Origin of the sequence: Micromonospora rhizosphaerae (genome assembly GCF_900091465.1) — a bacterium.
GTDB classification, from domain to species: Bacteria; Actinomycetota; Actinomycetes; order Mycobacteriales; family Micromonosporaceae; genus Micromonospora; species Micromonospora rhizosphaerae.
Map to the genome: position 1 here is coordinate 5167046 of NZ_FMHV01000002.1, position 23631 is coordinate 5190676.

The following is a 23631-nucleotide window of genomic DNA, read 5'->3' on the forward strand; positions in this document are numbered from 1 at the left end:
CATCGGCCTTCCGCTCCGCAGTGCCGGTAGCCGCGACCGCCCGCTAACCGCGCTCCGCTACTTCGTTCGCGACCACCTCGGCATCCCTGTACTCCTTCCGGCCGCGCTCGGCGACCTGCGGCACCCGGCGCCACCGGGCGCACCTCGCCCGGGCCGCCGCGCGCAGCGGCGCCCAGCTGCGGTACTGCTGGAACGGGATCTCGAACACCGCGGCGAACAGCCGCGCGGTGAGCACAGCGGTGGGTACGGCCAGCATCAGCGTCACGACGAACACCGGCATCCCGGCCGTCACGTACGGCGCCACGAACACATGCTTGATCGCGACCACGATCGGCGCGTGGATCAGGTACAGGCTGTAGGAGAAAGTGCCCAGGCTCCGTACCGGCCGGGTGTCGAGCAGCCGCACCAACGCGGCCGGGCGCCCGGTGGCGAGCGCGGCGAGCAGGAGGGCGACGGCCGGACCGAGAGCGAAGTCGGCCCAGAAGTGGTTGCGGTCCCACCAGACCGACCCCCGCCACCACAGGACCGCGAACACCGGGGCGGCGGCGAGCGCGGCGAGCCATGCCCAAGGCAGTCGCCTGACCCGCTCCCCCGCCGCGGTCACCCCGGCCGCCACCATCCCCATCGCGAACAGGACGGCGAAAGCCGGAGTGAGCCGCATCAGCATGTCGACAATGGGCAATCTGGGGGCGACCACCCCGATCGCGGTCACCACCGCGCCGACCAGGCCAAGCGTCACCACCGCGCCAGCCCGGCGCAAGAGCAGCAGCAGCAGCGGGAAAACGACGTACAGCTGAGCCTCGATGGCGATCGACCAGAATGCGCCGTTGGGGGTGGGCGAGCCGAACAAGTCCTGCAACAGCAGGCCGTACACCACCACCGATTTGGCGGTCGGCACCCCCTCCCCCGGCTGCGGGACGATCAGCCAGGCGACCAGCAGACTGAACGTCAGTGCCGCCCAGTACGGCGGGAGGATTCGCCAGGCGCGCCGGTGCACGAACCGGACCTTGCCGCCCAGCCGCCAGCCAGAGCGAGCCGGCGTGACCGCGAGCGAGAAGCCGGACAGCACGATGAACACGACCACCGCGAGGTGGCCGTACAGCAGCCAGGCGGCCCACGTCGGTCCGGTGTTGACCGGGTACCCGGGGAACGCGCTCAGATAGCAGTGGTGCAGCACCACGAAGAGCGCGGCCAGCCCCCGGATCCCGTCGAGGCCGACGAGCCTGACGCTGCGTCGAGCGCGCGGCCCCGGGGCCGACCCGGTCGCACCGTGCTCGGTCGCCTCGTAGGTCTGCTTCATTTCCGTCACAGCGACTAGACGATCTCGGCGCAGCGCTCGATCGCGATCCGCCGGATGTTTGCTGGTGTACGTGACTTGGCGGAGATCATCATGGCAACCGCGTCGGGCCCGAGCCGCTCGGCGAACGCGATGGCCGCCTCGTGGTCCAGCGGCTGCCGGTCCCAGGTGTTGTGGCAGACCGTGGAGTCGGCCGGCGGGCGCGGGCCCGTAGCGTGCAGCACCTCGTCAACGAAGACGCCGTACAGAATGAACTCCGAGATGTGCAGCTGCGTGGTGAACGCGTCCAGCCAGTGTCGTCCGGTGGTGTGGTGAATCCGTTCCTGCAGGGCACGTACCACTGCGGGGTCCCAGAAGTTGAAGGGCGAGATGTAGTCGGGCAGCGGAGGCGGCGGCGCGGGCAGGAGCCCGAACAGTTTGCGTGCGACCTGATGCCAGATCAGGTGCCGGTCCATATCGGCGGTCACGCCCTTCTCCTCCCTGAACAGCAGGGGCTGACCGTCGATGGCGAACCGTTGCGCCCGTACGGGACGGACCAGCACCACGTCGGAATCGGCGAGCAGCACTGTCTGGGCATCGAGCTGGGCTGCCGCGGCAATCTTCACGGCCTGCTGGATGATCCATCCGCGCGCAGGCAGCCAGGGCCGGCGAGCATTGACGAACGCCTCCAACCGCCCTGCCCGCACGTGCAGGTACCGCGCGGGCAGCAGCTCGGAGACCGTCCAGATCCGGCAGCGCGCCCCCGCGTAACCGTCGAACATTCCCTTATCGCGGGACGGGACGACGACGTGGTGCACGGTATCGGGAGGGGTGAACTCGAGCACCGATCGATGCAGGTCGGCGAAGATCTCCGCGTCCTCCCGATATGTCGGGGTGATGACAGCCAGCTCAGTCATGGCTCGTGGACTCCGATTCTGCGGGTGGTTGCCAGCTATCGTGTCGACCGGCGATGGAGAGGTGGTGGCCATGAGCGGGCGCCCGCTGGTCAGCATTGTGGTGCCGGCCCACAACGAGGGGGCGGTCATCGCGGGCAACCTTCGCCGGCTGCTCGCGGACGCACGGCGCGGGGAATTCGACGTGGTGGTGGTGGCCAACGCCTGCAGCGACGCCACCGCACAGGCCGCCCGCGACGCGGGCGTACGGGTGCTGGAGACGCCGGTGCCGGGTAAGCCGCACGCGATCCGGCTCGGCGACGCGACCTGCGCCGCCTTCCCGCGCATCTACCTCGACGCCGACGTGGCGCTGGACACCGAATCGGTGCGCGCGTTGGTGGCTGCCTGCGCGCAGCCCGGCGTACTGGCCTGCGCCCCGGTGCCGTACCTCGAGCTCGACGGAGTCGGCCGGATCGCCCGGCGGGTACACCTGGTGCACGAGCATTTGGTCGCACCCCATCGGGCGCTGGCCGGCGTGGGCGCATACGTGCTCACCGAGGCCGGTCACACGCGGGTTTTTCCGATGCCGGACGTGATTTCCGACGATGGTTGGATACATGCCAGCTTCGCCCCCAGCGAACGTGTCGTGGTCTCGCAGGCCCGGACGCTAGTCCGCCCTGCCCGCACCGTCCGGGCCTACCTCAAGCGCCGGGTGCGCGTGCGGCGGGGCAACCGGCAGCTCGCCGGCCTGGGCCGCAACCTGCCCGGGGGCCGCCTGAAGCTGCGCTCCCTCGCCGGCCTGGTAGCCAGCCGCACGGTGAGCCCGCTGGACGGGGCCTGTTACCTGGCTGTCCTGGCCCTCGACCGGGCGCTGACGCGGCTGCCTGTCGCCGACCGGAGCGGCTGGGGCAGCGACACCAGCAGCCGCGCCGCGGGTGCGAGACATTGAAGGATTGATCGCGCGCGCCGCCTCGTACGCGGCCAGCAGGGCGGCCCGCGAGTGCTCCCAGGACAGCGGACCACTGACCCGGGCCCGACCCAGCCCGCCCATCCGGCGGCGCTCCTCCGGGTCGTCGAGCAGCCGGGCGACCAGCTTGGCGAAGGCCGACTCGTCGTTGGGCGGCGCGTACACCGCCGCCTCGCCGGCCGACACTCGAGCCTCCCGCAGGTCGAAGGAGACGATCGGGCGGGACATCGCCATGTACTCCATGATCTTGTTCATCGTGGAGACATCGTTGAGCGGGTTGAGCGGGTCGGGTGACAGACAGACATCCGCCGTGGACAGATAGCGCAACAGGTCCTCGTCGGGGACGCGTCCGGTGAAGGTGACGAGGTCGGCCAGGCCAAGCTCGTCGGCGAGCGCGAGCATCGCGTCGAACGTGTCGCCTGCGCCGATGAACGCCGCATGCCAGTCGGTGCGGCCCTGCTCGTCGCGCAGTCTGGCCAGGGCGCGCAGCGCGTAGTCGACGCCGTCCTGTGGGCCCATCACGCCGAGGTAGCACAGCAGGTGCGGCTTGCCGCGCTTGATGGTCGGATCGGGCGGCACCTGCCGGAAGCGCTCGACGGTCGGGGCGCTGCGGACCACGAACACGTCCTGCGGGCGTTTGCCGCCGCGGCTGATCGCTGCAGCGCGGTAGCTCTCGTTGGTCGCGATTACCACGTCGGCCGCCTGGTACGTCTTGCGTTCCAGCCAGCACACGGCGCGGTACAGGAAGTCCTTGCCGCGGTCAAAGCGCGACAGGTAGAGCTCAGGCACCAGGTCGTGCTGGTCGAAGATGAACCGCGCGCCGCGCCGCTTGAACCGGCGGGCCAGCAGGAAAAACAAGTCGGGAGGGTTGCAGGCATGCACCACGTCGATCGGCCCGATCCGGCGGGCCAACCGCCAGGTGTGCCACAGCGCCGCCGGATACTCCTTCAGATATCCGGTCGGCCCGCCGGTAGCGGCGACCAGGGGGTATCGATGGATCTTGACCCCGTCCAGCTCGACGTACGGCTCGCTGTCCCTGCTGGCTCCTTGAGGACAGATGACAGAGACATCCCACCCGGCGTCGCGCAGCGCGGTGCTCTCCTGCCAAACACGCCGGTCGAACGGCACCGAGAGGTTCTCGACGAGGATGAGCGCTTTACCAACCAAGGCCGACGTATCCCTCCGTTGCCCGGCGCGCCTCGGCATCGGGGAGGCGGACGAGGTCGATGATGGTGCGGTCGCCGGCGGTCTCGAGCGCCTCGAGCACGGCCGGGTCCGTACAGCCGACGACGCAGACCTCGGCGTGCGCGAGGACGTCCTCGACGGAGTTGGTGAGCAGCTCGCCCAGGTGTGGCAGGCGGCTGTCGATGTAGTCGCGATTCGCACCGACCAGGTGCGCCAGCGCAACGTTGGCATCGTAAATACGCAGGTCGTACCCCTTGCCCAACAGCCGCTCGGCGAGCTCCACCAGCGGGCTTTCGCGCAGGTCGTCGGTGCCAGGCTTGAACGACAGTCCAAAGAGGCCGACGCGGCGTTTACCGATCGCGGCGACCAGGTCGAAGGTGCGGCGGAGATGATCCTCATTGGAGGGCAGGACGTGGGAGAGCAAGGGCACCGACACGTCCGCCCGGCTCGCCGCGTACACCAGGCCGCGCAGGTCCTTGGGTAGGCAGGACCCGCCGAACGCGAAGCCGGGCCGCAGGTACGCCCGGCTGATGTTGAGCTTCCGGTCGGAAACGAACACGTCCATCACCCGGTGCGAGTCCAGTCCGAGCGCGTGGCAGATTGCCCCGATCTCGTTGGCGAACGCGATCTTCAGGCCGTGAAATGAGTTGTCGGCGTACTTCGTCATCTCCGCCACCGGGATCGGCACCCGGAACACATCGCCAGGCAAGCCCTCGTACAACGCGGCGACCAGGTCCCCGCTGGTCGGGTCGTACTCGCCGATGACGGTCTTGGGCGGGTCGAAAAAGTCCCGGACACTGCTGCCCTCGCGAAGAAACTCCGGGTTCACCGCCACCCCGAAACCGACCCCGGCGGTCTTGCCGGAGGCCTTCTCAAGGATCGGGATCAGCAGGTTCGTACAGGTGCCCGGCAGCATGGTGCTGCGAAACACCACAGTGTGCCAGCGCTCGAGACCGGCCAGCGCCCCCCCGATCTCCTCGGCAACCCGCTCGAGATAGGTCGTGGAGAGGCTGCCGTTGGGCGCGCTGGGTGTACCGACGCAGACCAGCGAGATGTCGCTGCTGGCGATGGCCTCCGCGACTGATGTGATGGCCCGGAGCGCCCCGCTGGCAACCACTTCCGCGGTCAGCTCACCGATGCGCTCCTCCACCACGGGCGCCTGACCACGTGCGATGAGCTCGACCTTCGCCCGATTCACGTCGACACCGATCACCTGGTGTCCGCGGGACGCCAGACACGCGGCCGAGACCGAACCCACGTAGCCGAGCCCGAACACCGCGATCCTCATGTTGCCTCACCCCCCTTTGGTTTTCGCCGCGGCTACCGGTTGATGCCGCGGATGGTCCGCACCGCGCGCCGCAGTCCCGGGCCGAGGGCCGACGAACGGGCGGTGTCAATCAGGCGGTTGCGGCTTCGCCGCAGCGCCCGGCGGATCGCGCTGCGGGTGACCACCCCCTGGCACACCCACGTCTCCCCCGTCTTGGCCCGCCGCTTGTACTCGTCGTCGCCGCGTCCGAAGTCGATCCGCGTGATGCCCAGCCGGGCGGAGGCGGCGATCAGTTCCCGCAGCAGGATCCAGCCGGGCGACAGCGCCGCGAACGCCGGGTCGTAGACCGGAAACCACCAGTGGAGCACGCTGCCGGCGCGCAAACCGAAGTGCGCGGCGATCAGGTGCCGACCCGCATGCACAGTGGACAGGACGCCACCGAAATCGGCGCCCCGGCCGTGCAGCAACCCCGAAAGCAACGCCAGCCGGTCCGGCTCGGCGAAGAAGTCACGCACTCCGGTCTCCGCGTACTGCGCCCGCTTGAGCTCCACCACGCGGCGCAACGCCTCGTCGTCGACCACGTCCGCCGCGAAGCGCAGTGTGCCGTACTCGCGCTCGGCCTTGGCGGCGCGGCGCCGCGCCTGGCCCATGTTGTCCTTGCCGCTGCGGGACGCGCGTCCCAGGTACCCGTCGAGACCACCCGAGGTGTCCACGTACGGCGACGGTAATGTGGACTCCACCCAGGGCGCGAAGTCGGGATAGCTGTGCAGCAGGTGGTCGAACGCGAAGCCCCGTGCCCCGCCGGCAAGCAGTTTCAGCGGTGGAAACACGGTGCTCGGCGTGAGTACCGGTCCTTGGAAGTCGGCCCCTGGCCAACCGGCCGGCCGCAGCAGGCCACCGTTTCGGTGCGTGGGCAGCAGGGCACGAATCTCGCTCTGCTCATCCCTTCCCAACACCACCTCCACCGACCGCCCACTGCGGTGCACCGCGGCGGCAAAGCCGGGGTGGAAGTACGGGCTGTCCAGCTGTGGGTTGGCCGCGCGAAGCCGATGCCAGGCGTCGAGTTCCTCGCCGGTGAGCGCCTCGAACGGCACAATCCGCATGCTGGTAACGCGAGCCACCGGCGCTCGTGTGCCGAGCGTGGTTCCAGCGCCGGGTGGAGTGGAGGGGCTCATGGTCGCTCCCGAGTGATCCATGTCAGGTCAGTCCGCCAGGGCCTTGATCCGACGCGACGGCCGCAGCAACGCGACGGCAATCGCGCGGGCGGTGCGCCGACCGGTCAGCGCGCGGATCAGTTCGCCGGAGAGGACGGCGAGGTAGTAGGCCCACGCCGTCGGGCCTCGGTGCCGGCGCCGGAACAAGGTGACCCGGTTGACGACCAGCAGCGCGGCCAGCCTCGGGTTGATACCCGAGTCGCCGCCGATGTGCTCGACCACCGCCGCCGGCTCGTACCACAGGGTCCAGCCGCGGTCGGCGGCGCGCAGCGCGTACTCAGTCTCCTCGCTATAGAGCAGGAAAGACTCGTCCCAGGGCCCGATGTCGCGGGCCGCCTCGGCGGCGATCAGCATTGCGGCACCGGTGGCCCAGACCGCCGGGCCGGGTCGCTCGTACCGGGCCGGATCAGTGATCATCTCACCGAGGACGCCGATCCGGCCGGCGAGCCTCCCGCCGAGCAGCGACTCGGCCAAGGCTCGGCCCACGGTCGGCCTGCGGCGCAGTGAGGGTTGTAGTGTGCCGTCGGGGTTGACCAGCCGGGGCACCGCGATGCCGCGGCCCGGCTGACGCAGCACCCTCGCAAGCAGCCGCAGGCTGTCCGGGCGTAGCCGGCAGTCCGGGTTCATCAGGAACACGGCGCTGACCTTGCGCATGTCCAATGTGGCTGACGCAGCGTTGATGGCGGCCGCGTAGCCGGCGTTGCGCCCCAGTTGGACTGTCTGGATCGGGAGGTCGTCGGCCGCCGCCTGGGCGATCGCGACGGAATGATCCTGTGAGGCGTTGTCGGCGACGACAATCGAGGCGAGGCGGACGCCCTGTGACTTCAGCGATCTCAGGCAGCCCTCGAGTACCTCGGCGCTGTTGTACGTGACGATGACGATCGCGAGGTTCGGCACGTCGTCATCCGGCACGCCGCTCAGGTCGACTGCGGTCACCGCGAGCCACGCAACCGCTTGACGGTACGGGCGGCGAGCCGGCGGCCACGCGTCTTCAGCGGCGAGGACGCCAACGCTCGGGTAACCCAGCCGACGTCCAGGTCGTGGCGCAGGCTGGTACGGGCCTGCAGCCAACTGGCCGGCCGGGCGCGGCCGCCGTCGCTGGTGTAGGCGCAAGCCACTCTGGCCCGCCTCAACCGGCGCAGTACGTGCCGGTCGTACGAGCCGAACGGGATAGCTACCCGGTTGACCGGGTGCCCCGCCAGCTCGCTGAGGACCCTGTGGGCATCCACCAGTTCCTCGGCCGCCTCCTCGTCGGTCAGCTGTCGCCAGTCGCGGTGCGCCCAGCCGTGCGAGCCGATCGCCATGCCGGCCCGGCGCAGTTCACGTACCCCGTCCTTGTCCAGCCGGCCAGGCTCTCCCAAGAGACCGGCCAGGACGAAGAACTCGGCGGCCAGCCCGCGTTCCAGTAGCCGCGGCAACGCGATCTCCAGGTCGGACGCGTTGCCGTCGTCGAAGGTGAGGCACACGTTCGGCCGCCCCACCACGGCGTCCAGCACCTGCTCAAACTGGTCGGTGCTGACCCAGGTGCCGGCCTCGCCGGGGTCCAGCGGACGCGGGGCCGCGCCGATGCCATGCACCGTGAGGTTCACTACCAAGCTGGGAAAGCTTACGCGCACGACACCACCATTCGTCTGATCTAGCCGGGCCGTCGACGTGGACATCGTCGATCCGCCCCGAGCGTGGCAACCATCGGTTGATCGGGCCGACCAGCTATCCGCAAGCCGACACTACGAATGTGGCGGCGCGACCCGCTTTCGTTCGATATCGGATGCTGACATACGAAGACAGCGTCGCGAGCTGACTCCTGCGCCGATGTCGGCATTCCGACCAAAGCAGATGGTCACGCCGGCCTGCCCGGATGATGGGTCGAACACGCCGGCGGCGAGGCCGATGGCGCCTTGCTGCCCAGCGCTCGCTACCAGATACTGGATACCGCATGCGGCACAGGAGACATTGAGCGCTCTCCGAACCGGGCCTGCCACACGAACGGATCAACGATGGGAACGACGTGGACTTCTGGGACCTCACCAAATTGTTGGTCCGACGCTGGAAGATCGTGTCGCCCATGCTCGTGCTCTCCGCCGCTTTCGCGGTGTTGACGATTACGCAGGTTAAGCCCGATTACGTCGGCACCGCCTACGTACAGCTCGTCCCACCGGTGATCGGACAGACAAAGCCCGGCGAGGCCACTGCGGAACAGCGCAACCCGTGGATCGGGCTGGGCCTCGAGACGATCGGAAACGCGGCGATCGTGACGGTGACCGATCGGTCGGTCGCCAAGCGGATGAAGGCGCTCGGCTACAGCGACTCGTACACGTTGACCATGGGCAGCACCAGCCCCATGGTCAGCTTCGAGATCATCGGCAAGTCGGAGGCGCAGGCAAGCGCGACCGCGGAGCAGCTGGTCGAGCGGTTCTCGCAGAGCGTGGCGAACCTACAGAGCGCCTACTCGGTGGCTCCGAGCGACGCCATCACCACCCGCCGCCTGGACCTGGGCACCAACGTCGTGCAGTCCAACTCGAAGGTCAAGCGGGCGTTCATCGCGGTGGTGGGGGCGGGACTGCTGCTGAGCGCCGCTGGCACCGTCGGCATCGATGCATTGCTGCGCCGCCGGCAGCGTCGGCGTGCCGCCGTCGACGCGGTGCCGCCGACGGCGACGCCGAACCCGGCGCCAGGGACGTTGGGCGCCGAACGGCTCTCGTCGCCGTCGGTGATCGCGCCGGTGCCTCGGGTGCACACCGATGAGCGAGACGAGGTCAAACGGCCCACCACGATGGCCGAGGAGCAGCCCACCGTGAGGGTTCGACTGGACAGCGCTCCAACCACCAGCAGCGGCAAGGGCAACAGTCGTGGGGAGTCGGATCCCTCTGTCCCGCCCGAGGCGACCATCGTGCTGCCGTGGACGCGGCCCTGAGCGCCGCGTCGACCGATCCCGATGCGCCCCATCAGCAGCCGCACCGGTGACCTGGAGCCGTCGCTGGTCTTCGGCCAGACCTATGTCAGCCGCCGCAGGATCACCTACATCGACGCCGCCGCACTGCTCAGCCTTACGATCATCCTGATCTCCTTGATCCCGGCGCAGCTGATCATCCCCGGCATGACCGACCTCGGCCGGCCCGGCTTGATCGTCGGCATGCTGCTGTTCTGCTGGTGGGTGCTGGCCCGCTTCGGCTCGCACCTGGTCATGACGGGGCCACAGCCGATGCGCTGGGCCGTCCTGGTCTTCATGGTCGCCGCGATCATCTCGTACGCGGTCGGCTTCCTGCGCGGGCTCACCTCGATAGAGGCCAACGCGGCCGACCGGACCATGCTGTTCTTCTGCATCTTTGTCGGCGTGGTGCTGACCGCCGCCGACGGCGTACCCAACTGGTTGCGGTTGCGCGGCGTGCTCAAAGTCCTGGTCGTCTGCGGGGCGGTGATCGCGGCCATCGCCATCGTGCAGTACTTGACCAGCTACGAGCTGACTCGGTTCCTGAGGGTACCGGGGCTGCAGGCAAAGGGCTGGACGCCCGGCTTCGAGGTACGCGGCGGCGGCATCCGGGTGGCGAGCACGACCACCCACTACATCGAACTCGCCGCGCTCCTCTCGCTGATCCTGCCGTTCGCAATTCATTTCGCCTGCTTCAGTCGCCGGCCGCACCGGCGCCAGCTTTCCCTGGTCGCCACCGTGCTGATCGCAGGCGGCATTGCGACCACCATTTCCCGCACCGGCGTACTCGCGGTTGGGCTGATCGTCGTCTGCCTCGCCCCGTTGTGGACCTGGCGGCTGCGGTACAACATTGCAGTGCTCACCGGCGGATTGCTGGCCGCGGTTGCCGCGATGAGTCCCGGCCTGATCAAGACCCTGCTCCACCTGTTCGACAGCCCGTCGTCCAATCCGGCCTTCACGGTCCGCCAGGCGCGCTATCCGCTGGCCTTTGGCTATTTTGCGCAGCGCCCGTGGTTGGGCCGCGGCACCGGCACCTGGGTGTCTCCCCAATACCAGATCCTCGACAACCAGTGGCTGGACACTTTGATCACCAACGGCATCATCGGGGTAATGACCCTCGCCGGGCTGCACCTGACCGGGATCGCGCTCGCGTGGATGGCGCTGCGTCGGTCCACGGCAATCGAGGACCGCCACCTGTGCGCCGGGCTCATCGCAACCCAGCTCATCGGCATCGTGGTCGCCGGCACCTTCGACTCTCTCTCCTTCATGTCATACGCGACGATCCTCGCCCTGACGCTTGGAATGTGCGGCACCGTGTGGCGGCTGACGCACCCCAAGGCCACGGTACGCAATTCCACGACCCGCTGGTTCCTCGACCGCTGAACGGACGCGGGCCGCAGGGCTGGGACTTTGTGGCGCGTCGCTCAGTTGAGAGCAGCGGCTGGCTCTGGCTTACCGCCTCGGCGCCCGGCCAGGTCGCGCCACCGGCTCAGCTGCTCGCGAGGTACGGCGAGGGGCAGGTAAACCACGACTCCTGCGGTGCCAGCGACAAGGAGTTGCACGACCGGGTACGGACCGGTGAACCGGGCCAGCAGGAACGCGATCACGGCGGCCACCAGGGCCACAAACAGGGGACGTATGATCGCCCGGCCGATCGGCGCGACGCCCACCCGTACCCGCCGCAGAGCGACCGCGGCGAGCGGGATCGCGACGAAGAACCCGACCCCCGCCTGCGCCATGGCCGCCCCCTGCAGACCGTGGAACTGGGTCGCGAACCACAGCGTGGGGGCCAGCGCGATCGCCCAACCCACGTTGAACCACAGGGCTGCCCGGGTCGCCCCGGCGCCCATCAGAACGTCCATCGCCAGCCTGGTCATCATCCGGGCGAGGGTGAGCACTACGAGGATGCGAAGCACCGGCGCGGCCGGCGACCAGGAGTGACCGTACAGAAAAACCACCAACGGAGTGGCGAGTGCGGACATCAGCGCCACGATCGGTGCCACCACGGTCACCAGGACGGACATCGAGGCCCGCACGCCGGCCGAGAGCGCCTCGTCGTCGTGCTCGGAGAGCCGGGAGAAACCGGCCACCGATACATACCGGATAGCGGTGCCGAGAATTGTCTGGGCCCAGCTGGAGATGTTGAAGGCCAGCAAAAAGTACCCGAGGGCGGTCGGGCCGGTGAGGTGACCGACGATCATGAGCTGTACGTTCGTGATGACCGCGTCGACGCCGAGACTCGCCGCCAGCGGTACCCCGAAGTGCATCAGCCGCTTGGCGATGGCTCGATCGACGCTGATGCGCAGCGGCACCCTGGCGAGCACGCACACCAGCACTCCCGTGGCAAAGGCACCGGCCAGTTGGCCCCAGGCGAAGCTGTACGCCCCATTGCCTTTCGCTGCGAGGTAAATGGAGAGCGCAGCGTTGACGACGAACCCGAGCCCGTTCGCGATGATCAGCTCTTTCTGCTGGAAGTTACGCATCAGCGCACCGCTGCGTACCGCGGTCAGCCCGTCGATCACGATGATCAGCGTGAGGATCCGCACCACCGGGGCGGCGCCGCTGTCGCCAGCGGCCGCGGCGAACGCCGGCGCGGCGAGCCAGAAGACGCCATAGATCGCGATGCCGAACCCGGCGGCCAGGACCGCCGCGGTGGGCGCCATCTCCTCCAGCTTGCCGCGCCACTGGACCGTCGCCGCGATCAGGCCGAGGTCGTTGATGTGCATGAGGACACCGAGCGCGGCGAGCGCTATCGCGTACTGCCCGAAGTCCTCGGGCGCGAGCAACCGGGCCAGTACCAGGCCCATCGCGAACGAGCCGATCTTCGTGAGGAGCGTGCCTAGCAGGCTCCATTTCAGCCCCCGGCCCGCCTGACGGGCGATCGACTCGCCGACCTCCGCGTCGCCGACCACCTCATCGGTGGTCATTCCGCCACGCTCACCGCCGGAGCCGCCTCCGTACGGCCGTCCCCGGTATCCGTAACGATCTTCTCAAGCCAGATCTCGCGCCAGTAAGGCGTGATCGCTCGCGGGCAGTTGCCGTTGTGCGCGCCCTCGCAGATGACGTTCTCCAGCACGATGCACGGGTTCTTCATCCGCAGCATGCGACCGGTCGTTTCGTCAATGATGTGGTCCACTCGGCGGGCCACCCGGCCGGTACGGCCGCAGAACCGGGCCATCTCCGAGTCGAAGCCCATGCCCCGGTTGAGCAGGTCGGCGTTGAGGGTCGGCTCGATCTCCTCGCGCGACCGTATGCGTACCAGGTCGCCGGGCTGCAGCCCGAGTGAGACGGTCGGCGTGTTGCCGGCCGCCAGACCGCGCAGGAAGCCCCAGCGCCGCCCGCCCCTGACCCGCAGCCAAGCGGGCAGGTGCTGGACACTGAACCCCTGCCAGCGGTTGTAGAGCATGACGAGGAACGTCCGGATCGTCCATAGGACTGTGGCGTTACCGGTCTGCACGTCTTCGACGTACTGGGTAAGGTCGCGCGCCGGCAGCACCTGCGGCGCCGCCCGCAGCAGCTCGGTCGCCTGGCAGCGGTACCGCTCCGCGCCGTCCTCGGCCGGCGGGCGTCGGCTGTTCGCGTTGAGTAGCGGCAGCAGCCTGGGCGCGGCGAGTTCATCGGCGGACGCCGTGGCGGCGCCGGCGGTCTCGGCGAGTTCGTCGACGGGCACCGCCGCGGTGGCCTCGGCTGGATCGACCTTACGCAGCCAGGCGTGTTTCCAGAAGAGGAGACAGGCCGCCTGGCAGCCACCGTGGCCGCCGCCGTCGCAGCGCGCCGCGGTGAGGTGGACCGCGTTCTCCATTTTCCGGATGCCGGACCGAGTCAGCGTATCGCAGGTCTTGTGCGCGACCTTGTAGACCGTGAGCCGCTGCCCGCAGTACTTGAGCATTTCCGGCATGAAAGGCAGCGAGCCCAGCTCGCCGTTCTCGTCCAGCATCGCGAGGATCTCCGCCGCGCTACGTACCTCCACGAGGTCGCCGACCCGCAGGTCGAGTGCCGTACCTCCAGACGCCCCGGCATTCGGCATCACGCGGTCTCCATCCAGCGCAGCGAATCGTCGATCCGCCCGGCCTTACGCAGTGCGGTGATTCGGCGCAGCCGCTGGTGTCGCTCCCCCATCAGGTCCTCCAGCGCGAGCCCGTAGCGCTGGTACGCCTCGGCGAGCTGTTCGATGCCTTTCCGCAGCGTCCACTGTGGACGAAAACCGGGAACTTCTCGGGCGATCAGGTCGCAGGAGACCCGGTAGTTACGGGCGTCCGCGCCGGCACCCGACGCGTACGTCACGCTGCCGCCGACCACATCGCGGACCAGCTCCGCCACGTCGCGGATCAGATAGTTCTCGGCCGAGTCGCCGACGTTGTACGCCTTGCCGTGCACCGTCTCACGGGGCGCCTCGAGCAGAGCCAGGAAGGCCGCTGCGATGTCCTCGGCGTGCACCAGCGGCCGCCAAGCCATGCCGTCGCTTCGCAGCCCCACCTGTCCGGCGATCAGCGCATTGCCGACTAGGTCGTTGACCACCAGGTCACCGCGCAGCCGGGGCGAGAAGCCGTACGCGGTCGCATTGCGCAGGAAGATCAGGGAAAAGTCGTCGTCTGCAAGCTGGGCCAGGTCGCGCTCGCTCCGGATCTTGGACTCGCCGTACGGGGTGAGCGGCGCGAAGTCGGCGGTCTCGGTCAACGGGGCATCCTCGGCGCCCGCGCCGTACAGACTGCACGAGGAGGAGAACAGGAACCGCTCTACGCCCGCCGCCTTGGCCGCGCGGGCCAGGCGCAATGTCGCTCGATGGTTCACGTCGTACGTCAGGTCGGGGTTCAGATCGCCCAGCGGGTCGTTACAGAGCGCCGCGAGGTGCATGACTGCGTCCGGCGCGACATGGGCGAGGTCCTCGGCGGTCACATCGCGCAGGTCAGTGCGGAGCGCCGACACCGGTTCGGGTGTCGGCCCCAGCGTGCACTCGGCGAACAGTCCGGTGTCCAGACCGACCACCTCGTGGCCGGCGCCGATGAGCACCGGGACCAGTACGCTACCCAGGTAGCCCTCGTGCCCGGTGACGAGTACGCGCATGCGGATCTCCCGTCCATTGGAATGGGACGCAGATACTGTAATCAGTCGGTCCCCGGAATGCCTGGTACTGACAGATTTCTGACCCGGCCGGCTTTGCGCACGACTAATCCGCCATAAGTGACTGGAGGGCTTTGTGCAAAGAAGCCGGAGGGGGCAACTCCCGTGCTGTTGGGTTTTCGCGGTCGATCTCAGTGTCCTCGATGAGTAGACCCCCGCCCTTGGACGGCTGCAGAGCAGCGATCCACGCACGACGGCGGAGTGTCGTGCGCGTCTGAACTCCGTCTCCCGCTATCAGTACGCCCCGGAGCTTCGGATGACGGCGCTCAGGGTGCGGAGCAGGATCGCCAGGTCCATGGTCAACGACCAGTTCTCCACGTACGACAGGTCCAGCCGGATGGACTCCTCCCATGAGAGGTCGGATCGGCCGGAGACCTGCCACAGCCCGGTCAGGCCGGGCTTGACCACCAGGCGCCGGCGCATGTCCGCCGGATAGCCGGCGACCTCACGGGGCAGCGGCGGCCGCGGTCCGACCAGCGACATGTCGCCCTTGAGCACATTGACAAGCTGCGGGACCTCGTCCAGCGACAGCCGGCGCAGCCAGCGCCCGACCCGGGTCACCCGCGGGTCGTCACGCATCTTGAACAGCCCGCCGTCGGTCTCGTTGCGGTCGAGCAACTCCGCCAGACGATCTTCCGCGTCCACGTACATCGTCCGGAACTTGTAGATGACGAACGGTCGGCCGTTCTTGCCCACTCGCTCCTGGCGGAAGATCGCCGGGCCCCCGGCACCCGGGCTCATCCGGATCAGCAGCGTGATCGCCAGCAGCAGCGGGGCGGCGACGATCAGCAGCAGGAGCGCGGACACGCGGTCGAAGACCGACTTGACGAACCGCCGGCCGCCCTTCAGGCGGGGGTGCTCGACGTGCAGCATCGGCAACCCGTCCACCGGGCGGACCGTGGTGCGATCCCCGGCCACGTCGATGAGATTGCTGGCAACGATGAGGTCCACGTCGTCGCGTTCCAGTTGCCACCCCAACCGGCGCAGGGCGGCTCCGGCGATCTCCGGGCAGGAGAGGACCACGACCGTGTCCGCACCCGCGCGTGAGACGGCGGTGGCCACGTCCTCGAACGTGCCGAGGATCGGCGGCAGCAAGCCGGCCGCGCGTCGCCCGGCGGGCTCGGCGCGGGGGTGCGGCAGGCAGGCGCCGACCACGCCGAGTCCGTGGAAGCGCTCGCGGCGCAGTCTTCTGGTCATCTCGGCGACGGCCAGCCCGTGCCCGACCAGAATCACCCGGTGCAGGCGTTCACCGCGGGCCCATGAGCGGTGCAGGCGCCGGCGGACGAGATACCGCACCGCGACTCCGGCGACGATGAGCAGCGGCATCGCGATGATCACGTAGCCTCTGGCGAGCCGGAAATCGACTGCAAAGGAAACAATCGCCAAGGTGGCGGTAAGGGCGAGACCGGCTCGAAACACCCGAGCGTACTCATCATTCCCGACGAAAAGATGGCGTGTTTCATACGCTCGGTTGAGGGTGAGCGCGACCATCCAGCCGAACGGCAGCGTAATGGTGATCCAGAGATAGCCACGGTGATACGGATCGGCCGTCAACGGGCCGAATCGAAGGCCCAGGGCAGCGGCCGCGGACGCCAGTCCAATCGTCAGGTCGACGAGACACAGTGTGACGACGTACCGGGACTGCCAGCCACTCCGCGTCGGCCCAACCGGATCAGCTGGTGGCGCCGTCGAGCTGTTTCGGACGGCCGTAAGGTCGATGACAGGTGCGAGGTCGACCGAATTCACTCCGCCTCCCTCTGCGCCCGTCGCCAACCGTCCGCCGTACCGTTTGTCTGCCGGCTCGGAATCGTGCGGTACGCGCGAGAACTTCGCATCCGGGAGCAAGTCGTCCAGGAAGCCGCGCGAGACCGACTGCGCTTCAGGATGCTCAATCCACACTCGCTCCGCCAGCGAAGTTTCCAGTTTTCCGGTCCAGAGTCCAATTGCGGACAATGAGGAGGGTGCGGGGGCGGCCGACGGGGCATTACACAATGGCCCGTCCAGTTGCCGCACACCACCCGTGGAGGCGGTCGGGCGCCCGACTTTCGGCCGGGTCAGTAGGGCGTCGCGCCCGCGGTCAGGCTGGACATGAATGACCGGCAGCTGTGGTAGTCCGGCAGCAGTCCCGCCTCGCGCGCCTGGGCCAGGCTCGGCGCGGCTGCGTCCCGGGCCGAGAGCACCGGCGCGTCCGCCGGCCAGTCGATGGCCAGTTGCGGGTCGAGGGGGTGCACGGTGTGCTCGGCAGGGGGGTTGTAGGTGGTGGAGCAGAGGTAGCTCAGGGTGGCGTCGTCGGTCACGGCGCAGAAGCCGTGGCCCAGGCCTTCGCCGAGGTAGACGGCGCGACGATCGGTGTCGTCGAGGCGGATGGCCTCCCATTGCCCGAAGGTCGGCGAGCCCACCCGGATGTCCACGACCATGTCGATGACCACCCCGCGTACGCAGGTCACGTACTTGGCCTGGCCGGGCGGTACGTCGGCGAAGTGGATGCCGCGAACCACTCCGCGCGCGGAGACCGAGAGGTTGGCCTGGGCGAGCCGGAGCGGGTGTCCGACCGCGGCGGCGAGGCGGTCGAAGCGGTACCACTCCATGAACAGTCCGCGTGGGTCGCCGTGTTGCTGTGGGGTGATCTCCCATGCCCCGTCGATGCTCAGCGGCCGGATCTTCATCGGTCATTCCCGCCGGTTGGCTGCTCGGCGAGCAGGCTGAGCAGGTAGGTGCCGTATCCGCTCCTGGTCAGCGGCTCGGCCAGCGTGCGCAGTTGTTCGTCGTTGATCAGGCCGGCCCGCCAGACCACCTCTTCGATGCAGCCGATCTTCATGCCCTGGCGTTCCTCGATGACCCGGACGAACTCGGCGGCCTGCATCATCGAGGTGAAGGTGCCCGTGTCCAGCCAGGCGGTGCCCCGGTCCAGCACCGTCACGGAAAGCTCGCCCAACTCCCGGTAGGTCTCGTTGACCGCGGTGATCTCCAACTCGCCCCGGGCGCTGGGGGTGAGCTTGCGGGCGATGTCGACGACCCGGCTGTCGTAGAAGTAGAGGCCGGGCACGGCATAGCGGGACTTCGGCTTCGTCGGCTTTTCCTCGATGGAGAGCACCTTGCCGTCGGCGTCGAAGTCGACCACGCCGTACGCCTCCGGGTTGGCCACCGGGTAGGCGAAGACCCGGCCACCGACCGGGTCGCCGTTGGTGGCGAGCTGCCGGCCCAGGCCGACGCCGTGGAAGATGTTGTCGCCGAGGATCAGTGCCACGGACTCGGCGCCGACGAAGTCGGCAGCGACGATGAAGGCCTGCGCGATCCCCTCCGGGCGGGGCTGTACGGCGTATTCCAGCCGCAGCCCGAACTGGGCGCCGTCACCGAACAGGCGGCGGAACTGGTCCTGATCCTCGGGCGTGGTCATGATCAGGATCTCCCGCACCCCCGCCATGACGAGGGTGGAGAGCGGGTAGTAGACCATCGGCTTGTCGAAGACCGGCATGAGCTGCTTGGACACCGCGCGCGTGATCGGCCACAGCCGAGTTCCGGTGCCGCCGGCGAGAAGGATTCCGCGCATTTGGCGAGGCTAGCGGCGGGCACGCGGGGCTGGTGTCGCCGATGCGACTGGGACGCAGGCAAACCTTGCGTAGACTCCCGGACCCGTGAGGATCCTCGTCACCGGCGGAGCCGGATTCATCGGATCCGAGTACGTGCGCATGCTGTTGCAAGCGCCGGGCAGCACCGGTCCCACCGACCCGCACCTCGAGCCGAGTGCGGTCACCGTGCTGGACAAACTGACCTACTCGGGAAACCTGCAAAACCTGGCACCCGTACGTGACGACCCGCGCCTGCGGTTGGTGCGCGGTGATATCTGTGACCAGGCGCTGGTCGATGAGGTCGTCGCCGGTCACGACGTGATCGTGCACTTCGCCGCCGAGTCCCACGTGGACCGTTCCATCAGCGGTGCGGCGCCGTTCGTCACGACCAACGTGCTCGGCACCCAGACCCTGCTCGACGCGGCGCTGCGGCATGGCACGCACCGGTTCGTGCACGTGTCCACCGACGAGGTGTACGGGTCCATCGACGAGGGCTCCTGGACGGAGACCTGGCCGCTGGCGCCGAACTCGCCGTACTCGGCGTCCAAGGCCGGCTCCGATCTGCTGGCGCTGGCCTACCACCGCACCCACGGCATGGACGTGGTGGTCACCCGCTGCTCGAACAACTACGGGCCGTACCAGTTCCCGGAGAAGGTCATCCCCCTGTTCGTGACCAACCTGCTCGACGGCGGCACCGTGCCCCTCTACGGCGACGGCGGCAACATCCGGGACTGGCTGCACGTGCACGACCACTGCCGGGGCATCGCCATGGTCCAGGAGAAGGGCCGCGCCGGCGAGGTCTACCACATCGGCGGCGGCACCGAGCTCAGCAACAAGGAGCTCACCGCATGGCTGCTGCAGGCCTGCGACGCCGGGTGGGACCGGGTCGTGCCGGTCACCGACCGCAAGGGCCACGACCGCCGCTACTCCCTGGACATCAGCAAGATCAGGCTTGAGCTCGGGTACGCGCCGAGCATCGACCTCGAGCGCGGCCTGACGCAGACCGTGCAGTGGTACCGGGACCACCGGGCCTGGTGGGAGCCGCTGAAAGCGGGCATTGAACCGGCCGTCGCCGGATGAGCCGACTGCTGGTCACCGGCGCCGGCGGCATGCTGGGGCGGGATCTGGTGGCAGTCCTGAGCTGCCGAGGCGACCTGTCCGTCACGGCCACCACGCGCGCCGAGCTCGACATCACCGACCCGGACGCGGTGCGAGCCGCCGTCGCCGGGCACGACCTGGTGATCAACACAGCGGCGTGGACCGACGTGGACGCCGCCGAGGCGCATGAGGAAGCCGCCACCGCCGCCAACGGCGACGCCGTCGCAAACCTGGCCGCAGCCTGCGCCGCGACCGGCGCGCGCATGATCCACATATCCACCGATTACGTCTTCCGCGGCGACGCCACCGAGCCGTACCGGGAAGACGCCCTTACCTGTCCGGTCAACGCGTACGGGCGCAGCAAACTCGCCGGAGAGCTCGCGGTGACCCGGCTGCTCCCCGACACCGGCTACATCGTGCGCACCGCCTGGCTCTACGGCGAACACGGACCCAACTTCGTCGCCACCATGCTGCGGCTGGCCGAGGAGCGCGAGTGGCTCGACGTGGTGGATGACCAGCGAGGGCAACCCACCTGGTCGTACCGGCTGGCGGAACAGCTGGTCGCGCTGACCGACGCGGCGCTGGCCTGCCACGCCGCCCCCGGCGCCTACCACGGCACCGCATCGGGCGAGACCACCTGGTACGGCCTCGCCCGCGCCGTGTTCACCCTGCGCGGCCTCGATCCCGATCGCATCCGGCCGACGACCAGCGACCGCTACCGCCGCCCGGCTCCCCGTCCGGCGTACAGCATCCTGGCCCACGACCGCTGGGCCGCCGCGGACCTGCAGCCGATGGCGGACTGGCGCTCGGCCCTGGCCGAGGCCCTGGCCCCTGCTCCACATGCGACAGCCAACCGTCGGGGTCAACAGCGTAGATAGGCGTCGTTGATCATCCCTCGGCTACCGGCCGGTCGTCGACATGGCCAACCTTGTCATCGTCCACTGACGGGTCGGCGCGCGTCAGCGGCCCGTGGGTCCACGTGGTTCCGCCATGAGTGCTGGGGCGCGTAGCCCAGCACCCGTCGTGCCTTGTCGATGCTGAGCAAGGTCTCGTGCTCGCCGAGCTCCTTGCGGACCTCCACACCCGGGTAGACCTCGGCCATGAGGCGGGCACTGGACCTGCTCATGACGGTGTCGGCATTGGCGATGATGAAGACGTCGGCGCCGGGCAGGTCGTGGGCGAGTGCCCGCTCGACCGCCTGAGCCCCGTCGCGGGCGTCGATGTAGCCCCACAGGTTCCACCGGCGCAGCTGGGGGTCAGCGTCGAAGGACGGGAACTGGGCGTAGTCCTCGACGTCCATCACGTTGGAGAACCGCAGGCCCACCATGACCAGCTCGGGGTCCCATCGGCAGAAGTGCCGCGCCATCTCTTCCTCGAGCGCCTTGTTCAGCGAGTAGGTCGACTCCGGACGCGGCGGGTACTCCTCGTCGACCGGCGCGTACGGCGGCGGGGTGTCGAACGGCAGCCCGAGCACGGTCTCGCTCGACGCCCACACCACCCGCTTGATCGCTGCCGCCCTGGCCGCAGCGAAGGTGTTGTACGTCGCTGCGGAGTTGTTCGCGAAGGTGGTCGCGTTGGGCAGCAGCCCCGGCGCCGGGACCGCCGCCAGGTGCACGACCGCGTCGACCCTGCCGGTGTGCTCGTCGGCGCCGCCGCTGAAAGCCTCCACCACCTGCCCATAGTCGGTGAGGTCGACGAGGAGGAACTCGCCGTCGACGTCGCGGGGGTCGCGCCCGCCGGCGCGGTCCACAGCCAGCACGTCCACGCCCACGTCGCGCAGGTGCGCAACCACGGCGCGACCGAGTTTGCCGGCGGCCCCGGTGACGACAACGCGCCTGGGGAGTGCGGATGCGAAAACAGGATCGCTCATGTGTCACATCCTTTCCTACGGTGCGATAGGGAAGCCGCCGTGGGGCGTCAAAGCCGCCATCAGCCGGTCAGCCGCCTCGGCCGGCCAACCTGCCGTACCGACCAGCTCCTCCGCCCCGTCGTCGGACCGGACCGGCGGCGTCGCGCCCACCTCACCGCGGACGTGGCAGGCGTGCGGATTAAGGCGCGGGACGCCGACGGCGAGGAGCACGACGACGGCTCAGGCGGGTCTGAGCCGTCGCCGCGGTCCCCACCGTCAGTGACGGGCCTAGCGGCCGACCACGGCCGCTGCGCCGCCGCCCCGGCGTACCGGCTCGGCCGCGGCGAGCAGCCGGCCGTCCGCCAGGAACTCGATGCCGGTCGCGGCGCCGATCTCCGCGGTGGGAGAGAAGGCGTGACCCGGGGGGAGGCCGGTGGCGTACTCGGTGATGAACGCCGGCTCGGCCTGAGTGCTGGCGCCGTTGCGCTGCGATGCCCGCGGCGCCGCCAGCGCCTCCGGCAGGGTCATTCCCAGGTCGATCCGGTTGACCAGCATCTGCAGGACCGTGGTGATGATCGTCGCGCCCCCGGGCGTGCCGACAGCCAGGAACGGCCGTCCGTCGGCCAGCACGATTGTGGGCGACATGGAACTGCGCGGGCGCTTGCCCGGCGCCGGGAGGTTCGGGTCGGGCGCGGTGCCCTGGGTCGGCGCGAAGTTGAAGTCGGTCAGCTCGTTGTTGAGCAGGAATCCCCGACCGGGTACGACCATCCCGTTGCCGCCGGTCGCCTCGATGGTCAACGTGTACTCCACCACGTTGCCCCACCGGTCGGCCACGGTCAGGTTGGTGGTGCTCTTACGGTCGTCGCGGGTGTCGGCGGCCGTCGCCGCCGAGCAGCCGTCGTAGGCGCCGTCCGGGACGCCGGGTGCGACCGGCTTGGGCAGCGCCGCCGAGGGATCGATCAGGCAGGCGCGTTCCTTGGCGTACGCGTCGCTGAGCAGCTCCCGGAGCACGTTGCGCGCGGTGTGGTCGCCGACGTACCGGTTGCGGTCGGCGAACGCCAGCGCGCTGGCCTCCAGGTAGTGGTGCATCGCCTGGGTCGCGGTCATCGACCGCAGGTCGAACTGCTCGAGGATGTTGAGCGCTTCGCCCACCGCGGTACCGCCGCTCGACGGGGTGGACATGCCGTACACCTCGAGGCCGCGGTAGTCCGACCGGGTCGGCTCGGGGAAGCGGGTGCGGTAGCCGGCGAGATCGGCGGAGGTCATCCCGGCCTCCCGGACCGGGTACGGCCACGACCCGATCGGCTGCGCCGCCATCGGCGGGTGCTGCACGGTGGCAACCACGTCGCTGCCGACCTCGCCCCGGTAGAACACGTCGGTGCCCTGCTTGGCGATCAGCCGGTACGTCTCCGCGAGGTCCGGGTTGCGGAAGGTGCTGCCGACCGCCGGCGGCTGACCGCCGGGCAGGTACAGCGCGCTGGTCGAGCTGAACTTCCCGAACGCGGCTTGATTCGCGGCGATCTGGCTGGCGAAGGTCTCGTCGACGGTGAAGCCGTCCTCGGCGACCCGCGCGGCGGGCTTGAGCAGCTGCGCCAGCGACCGGGTGCCCCAGCGCTCCAGCGCGTCCTGCCAGGTGAGCAGGGTGCCGGGGACACCGACGGACAGCCCGCTGATCCGGGCCTCGTCGAAGCGGTACGGTTGCCCGGTGGCCGGGTCGATGAAGCTGGTCTCGGTCATCGACGCCGGTGCCGACTCGCGGCCGTCGATGGTGTGCACGCGCCCGGTCTTCGCGTCGTAGTAGACGAAGAAGCCACCGCCGCCGATGCCGGCCGAGAAGGGTTCGGTGACGCCGAGCGTCGCCGCCGCGGCGACCGCCGCGTCGACCGCGTTGCCACCCCGCCGCAGCACATCCAGCCCGACCGCCGTGGCAGCGGCATCCACCGTGGACACCGCGCCCCCGTACCCGACGGCCACCGGCTCCTTCGGCGGCTCGGCCGGCTTCGCCTGGGCGGGAACGGCGGTTGCGGCCACGAGCGTGGCCAGAGCGACGGTCGCGGTGATGAGGGCTCGAGGTCTCATGTGGCCTCCCCAGATCGACACGGGTGGACTTACTGCCTACTCCCATGGCCGGGAGTCGGCAACCCGAACGTGCCGATGTTCCGGGGCAAGGTTCGGCCAGGCGGGGTGGTGTCGGGAGAGAGCGCCGGCACCGCTCGGGCGGCGACAACGCGGGACTGCTCGCGGAGCCGTTCGTGTCGGTGTG

At 69.2% G+C, this 23631-nt stretch carries 19 protein-coding genes and 1 pseudogene; 5 read left to right on the plus strand and 15 right to left on the minus strand.

All coding sequences use genetic code 11. The features are described 5' to 3' along the window. Positions 1 to 43: 43 nt before the first annotated feature. Both GA0070624_RS24300 and GA0070624_RS24305 read right to left on the minus strand, forming a co-directional pair. The gene (locus GA0070624_RS24300; RefSeq protein WP_091344978.1) at positions 44 to 1300 is read right to left on the minus strand and encodes an acyltransferase family protein; all 1257 of its coding nucleotides are present in this window, start codon (positions 1298 to 1300) and stop codon (positions 44 to 46) included. Positions 1301 to 1314: 14 nt separating this feature from the next. Beyond that, positions 1315 to 2193, minus strand: coding sequence for a DUF6492 family protein (locus GA0070624_RS24305; RefSeq protein ID WP_091344980.1), 879 nt, complete (start codon positions 2191 to 2193; stop codon positions 1315 to 1317). Positions 2194 to 2263: 70 nt separating this feature from the next. Between GA0070624_RS24305 and GA0070624_RS36945 the strand changes: the two are divergent. Next, positions 2264 to 2587 (plus strand): annotated as a pseudogene (locus GA0070624_RS36945) (glycosyltransferase family 2 protein); the annotation flags it as partial. Positions 2588 to 2836: 249 nt separating this feature from the next. On the opposite strand, the gene GA0070624_RS24315 reads toward GA0070624_RS36945, so the two are convergent. From GA0070624_RS24315 to GA0070624_RS24335, 5 genes are all read right to left on the minus strand, one after another. Continuing rightward, a complete protein-coding gene (locus tag GA0070624_RS24315; RefSeq protein ID WP_245718958.1) occupies positions 2837 to 4303 on the minus strand; it encodes a glycosyltransferase family 4 protein in 1467 nt (488 codons plus the stop codon). Further along, positions 4293 to 5609 (minus strand): nucleotide sugar dehydrogenase, encoded by a 1317-nt coding sequence (locus tag GA0070624_RS24320; RefSeq protein WP_091344988.1) that lies wholly within the window; start codon positions 5607 to 5609, stop codon positions 4293 to 4295. The genes GA0070624_RS24315 and GA0070624_RS24320 overlap by 11 nt, the downstream gene beginning before the upstream one ends. Before the next feature lie 32 nt (positions 5610 to 5641). Next, the gene (locus tag GA0070624_RS24325; RefSeq protein ID WP_091344990.1) at positions 5642 to 6691 is read right to left on the minus strand and encodes a GNAT family N-acetyltransferase; all 1050 of its coding nucleotides are present in this window, start codon (positions 6689 to 6691) and stop codon (positions 5642 to 5644) included. 99 nt (positions 6692 to 6790) lie between these two features. Beyond that, complete coding sequence (locus tag GA0070624_RS24330; protein WP_218105280.1) at positions 6791 to 7738, minus strand: glycosyltransferase family 2 protein; 948 nt, start codon at positions 7736 to 7738, stop codon at positions 6791 to 6793. Continuing rightward, entirely contained in the window at positions 7735 to 8391 is a 657-nt protein-coding gene (locus GA0070624_RS24335) for a polysaccharide deacetylase family protein (RefSeq protein WP_245719187.1), read from the minus strand. The genes GA0070624_RS24330 and GA0070624_RS24335 overlap by 4 nt, the downstream gene beginning before the upstream one ends. 419 nt (positions 8392 to 8810) lie before the next feature. On the opposite strand from GA0070624_RS24335, the gene GA0070624_RS24340 reads away from it, so the two are divergent. Next, complete coding sequence (locus tag GA0070624_RS24340) at positions 8811 to 9716, plus strand: hypothetical protein (protein ID WP_091344995.1); 906 nt, start codon at positions 8811 to 8813, stop codon at positions 9714 to 9716. A 21-nt stretch (positions 9717 to 9737) separates the two neighbouring features. Next, a complete protein-coding gene (locus tag GA0070624_RS24345) occupies positions 9738 to 11114 on the plus strand; it encodes an O-antigen ligase family protein (protein ID WP_091344996.1) in 1377 nt (458 codons plus the stop codon). A 41-nt stretch (positions 11115 to 11155) separates the two neighbouring features. On the opposite strand, the gene GA0070624_RS24350 is transcribed toward GA0070624_RS24345, so the two are convergent. The 6 genes from GA0070624_RS24350 to rfbA form a co-directional block, all read right to left on the minus strand. Next, a complete protein-coding gene (locus tag GA0070624_RS24350; RefSeq protein ID WP_091344999.1) occupies positions 11156 to 12658 on the minus strand; it encodes an oligosaccharide flippase family protein in 1503 nt (500 codons plus the stop codon). Continuing rightward, the gene (locus GA0070624_RS24355; protein ID WP_091345002.1) at positions 12655 to 13758 is read right to left on the minus strand and encodes a hypothetical protein; all 1104 of its coding nucleotides are present in this window, start codon (positions 13756 to 13758) and stop codon (positions 12655 to 12657) included. The genes GA0070624_RS24350 and GA0070624_RS24355 overlap by 4 nt, the downstream gene beginning before the upstream one ends. After that, a complete protein-coding gene (locus GA0070624_RS24360; RefSeq protein WP_091345004.1) occupies positions 13758 to 14795 on the minus strand; it encodes an NAD-dependent epimerase/dehydratase family protein in 1038 nt (345 codons plus the stop codon). Before GA0070624_RS24360 ends, GA0070624_RS24355 begins: the two co-directional genes overlap by 1 nt. 291 nt (positions 14796 to 15086) lie before the next feature. Then, positions 15087 to 16865 carry a sugar transferase gene (locus tag GA0070624_RS24365; protein WP_245718959.1) on the minus strand — a complete coding sequence of 593 codons (1779 nt, stop codon included), beginning with the start codon at positions 16863 to 16865 and terminating at the stop codon, positions 15087 to 15089. 41 nt (positions 16866 to 16906) lie between these two features. Continuing rightward, a complete protein-coding gene (locus GA0070624_RS24370) occupies positions 16907 to 17518 on the minus strand; it encodes a dTDP-4-dehydrorhamnose 3,5-epimerase family protein (protein ID WP_091345006.1) in 612 nt (203 codons plus the stop codon). Next, positions 17515 to 18402, minus strand: coding sequence for a glucose-1-phosphate thymidylyltransferase RfbA (rfbA, locus tag GA0070624_RS24375; RefSeq protein ID WP_091345008.1), 888 nt, complete (start codon positions 18400 to 18402; stop codon positions 17515 to 17517). Before rfbA ends, GA0070624_RS24370 begins: the two co-directional genes overlap by 4 nt. A gap of 85 nt (positions 18403 to 18487) precedes the next feature. Between rfbA and rfbB the strand changes: the two genes are divergently transcribed. Further along, on the plus strand, positions 18488 to 19501 hold the full coding sequence (gene rfbB, locus GA0070624_RS24380) for a dTDP-glucose 4,6-dehydratase (RefSeq protein ID WP_091345011.1): 1014 nt from the start codon (positions 18488 to 18490) through the stop codon (positions 19499 to 19501). Further along, positions 19498 to 20397: a dTDP-4-dehydrorhamnose reductase gene (rfbD, locus tag GA0070624_RS24385; protein WP_091345014.1), complete on the plus strand. Its 900-nt coding sequence runs from the start codon at positions 19498 to 19500 to the stop codon at positions 20395 to 20397. Before rfbB ends, rfbD begins: the two co-directional genes overlap by 4 nt. A 53-nt stretch (positions 20398 to 20450) precedes the next feature. On the opposite strand, the gene GA0070624_RS24390 is transcribed toward rfbD, so the two are convergent. Continuing rightward, positions 20451 to 21389, minus strand: coding sequence for an NAD-dependent epimerase/dehydratase family protein (locus tag GA0070624_RS24390; protein ID WP_091345016.1), 939 nt, complete (start codon positions 21387 to 21389; stop codon positions 20451 to 20453). Between the two features lie 267 nt (positions 21390 to 21656). After that, a complete protein-coding gene (gene ggt, locus GA0070624_RS24400) occupies positions 21657 to 23447 on the minus strand; it encodes a gamma-glutamyltransferase (RefSeq protein ID WP_091345020.1) in 1791 nt (596 codons plus the stop codon). Positions 23448 to 23631 lie beyond the last annotated feature (184 nt).

What these genes read in the sequence shown, in the direction of transcription:
- GA0070624_RS24300 (WP_091344978.1), bottom strand. Translation starts at nt 1,300, where the DNA reads ATGAAGCAGACCTACGAGGCGACCGAGCACGGTGCGACCGGGTCGGCC.
- GA0070624_RS24305 (WP_091344980.1), bottom strand. Translation starts at nt 2,193, where the DNA reads ATGACTGAGCTGGCTGTCATCACCCCGACATATCGGGAGGACGCGGAG.
- GA0070624_RS24320 (WP_091344988.1), bottom strand. Translation starts at nt 5,609, where the DNA reads ATGAGGATCGCGGTGTTCGGGCTCGGCTACGTGGGTTCGGTCTCGGCC.
- GA0070624_RS24325 (WP_091344990.1), bottom strand. Translation starts at nt 6,691, where the DNA reads ATGCGGATTGTGCCGTTCGAGGCGCTCACCGGCGAGGAACTCGACGCC.
- GA0070624_RS24345 (WP_091344996.1), top strand. Translation starts at nt 9,738, where the DNA reads ATGCGCCCCATCAGCAGCCGCACCGGTGACCTGGAGCCGTCGCTGGTC.
- GA0070624_RS24350 (WP_091344999.1), bottom strand. Translation starts at nt 12,658, where the DNA reads ATGACCACCGATGAGGTGGTCGGCGACGCGGAGGTCGGCGAGTCGATC.
- GA0070624_RS24355 (WP_091345002.1), bottom strand. Translation starts at nt 13,758, where the DNA reads ATGCCGAATGCCGGGGCGTCTGGAGGTACGGCACTCGACCTGCGGGTC.
- GA0070624_RS24360 (WP_091345004.1), bottom strand. Translation starts at nt 14,795, where the DNA reads ATGCGCGTACTCGTCACCGGGCACGAGGGCTACCTGGGTAGCGTACTG.
- GA0070624_RS24370 (WP_091345006.1), bottom strand. Translation starts at nt 17,518, where the DNA reads ATGAAGATCCGGCCGCTGAGCATCGACGGGGCATGGGAGATCACCCCA.
- rfbA (WP_091345008.1), bottom strand. Translation starts at nt 18,402, where the DNA reads ATGCGCGGAATCCTTCTCGCCGGCGGCACCGGAACTCGGCTGTGGCCG.
- rfbD (WP_091345014.1), top strand. Translation starts at nt 19,498, where the DNA reads ATGAGCCGACTGCTGGTCACCGGCGCCGGCGGCATGCTGGGGCGGGAT.
- GA0070624_RS24390 (WP_091345016.1), bottom strand. Translation starts at nt 21,389, where the DNA reads ATGAGCGATCCTGTTTTCGCATCCGCACTCCCCAGGCGCGTTGTCGTC.
- ggt (WP_091345020.1), bottom strand. Translation starts at nt 23,447, where the DNA reads ATGAGACCTCGAGCCCTCATCACCGCGACCGTCGCTCTGGCCACGCTC.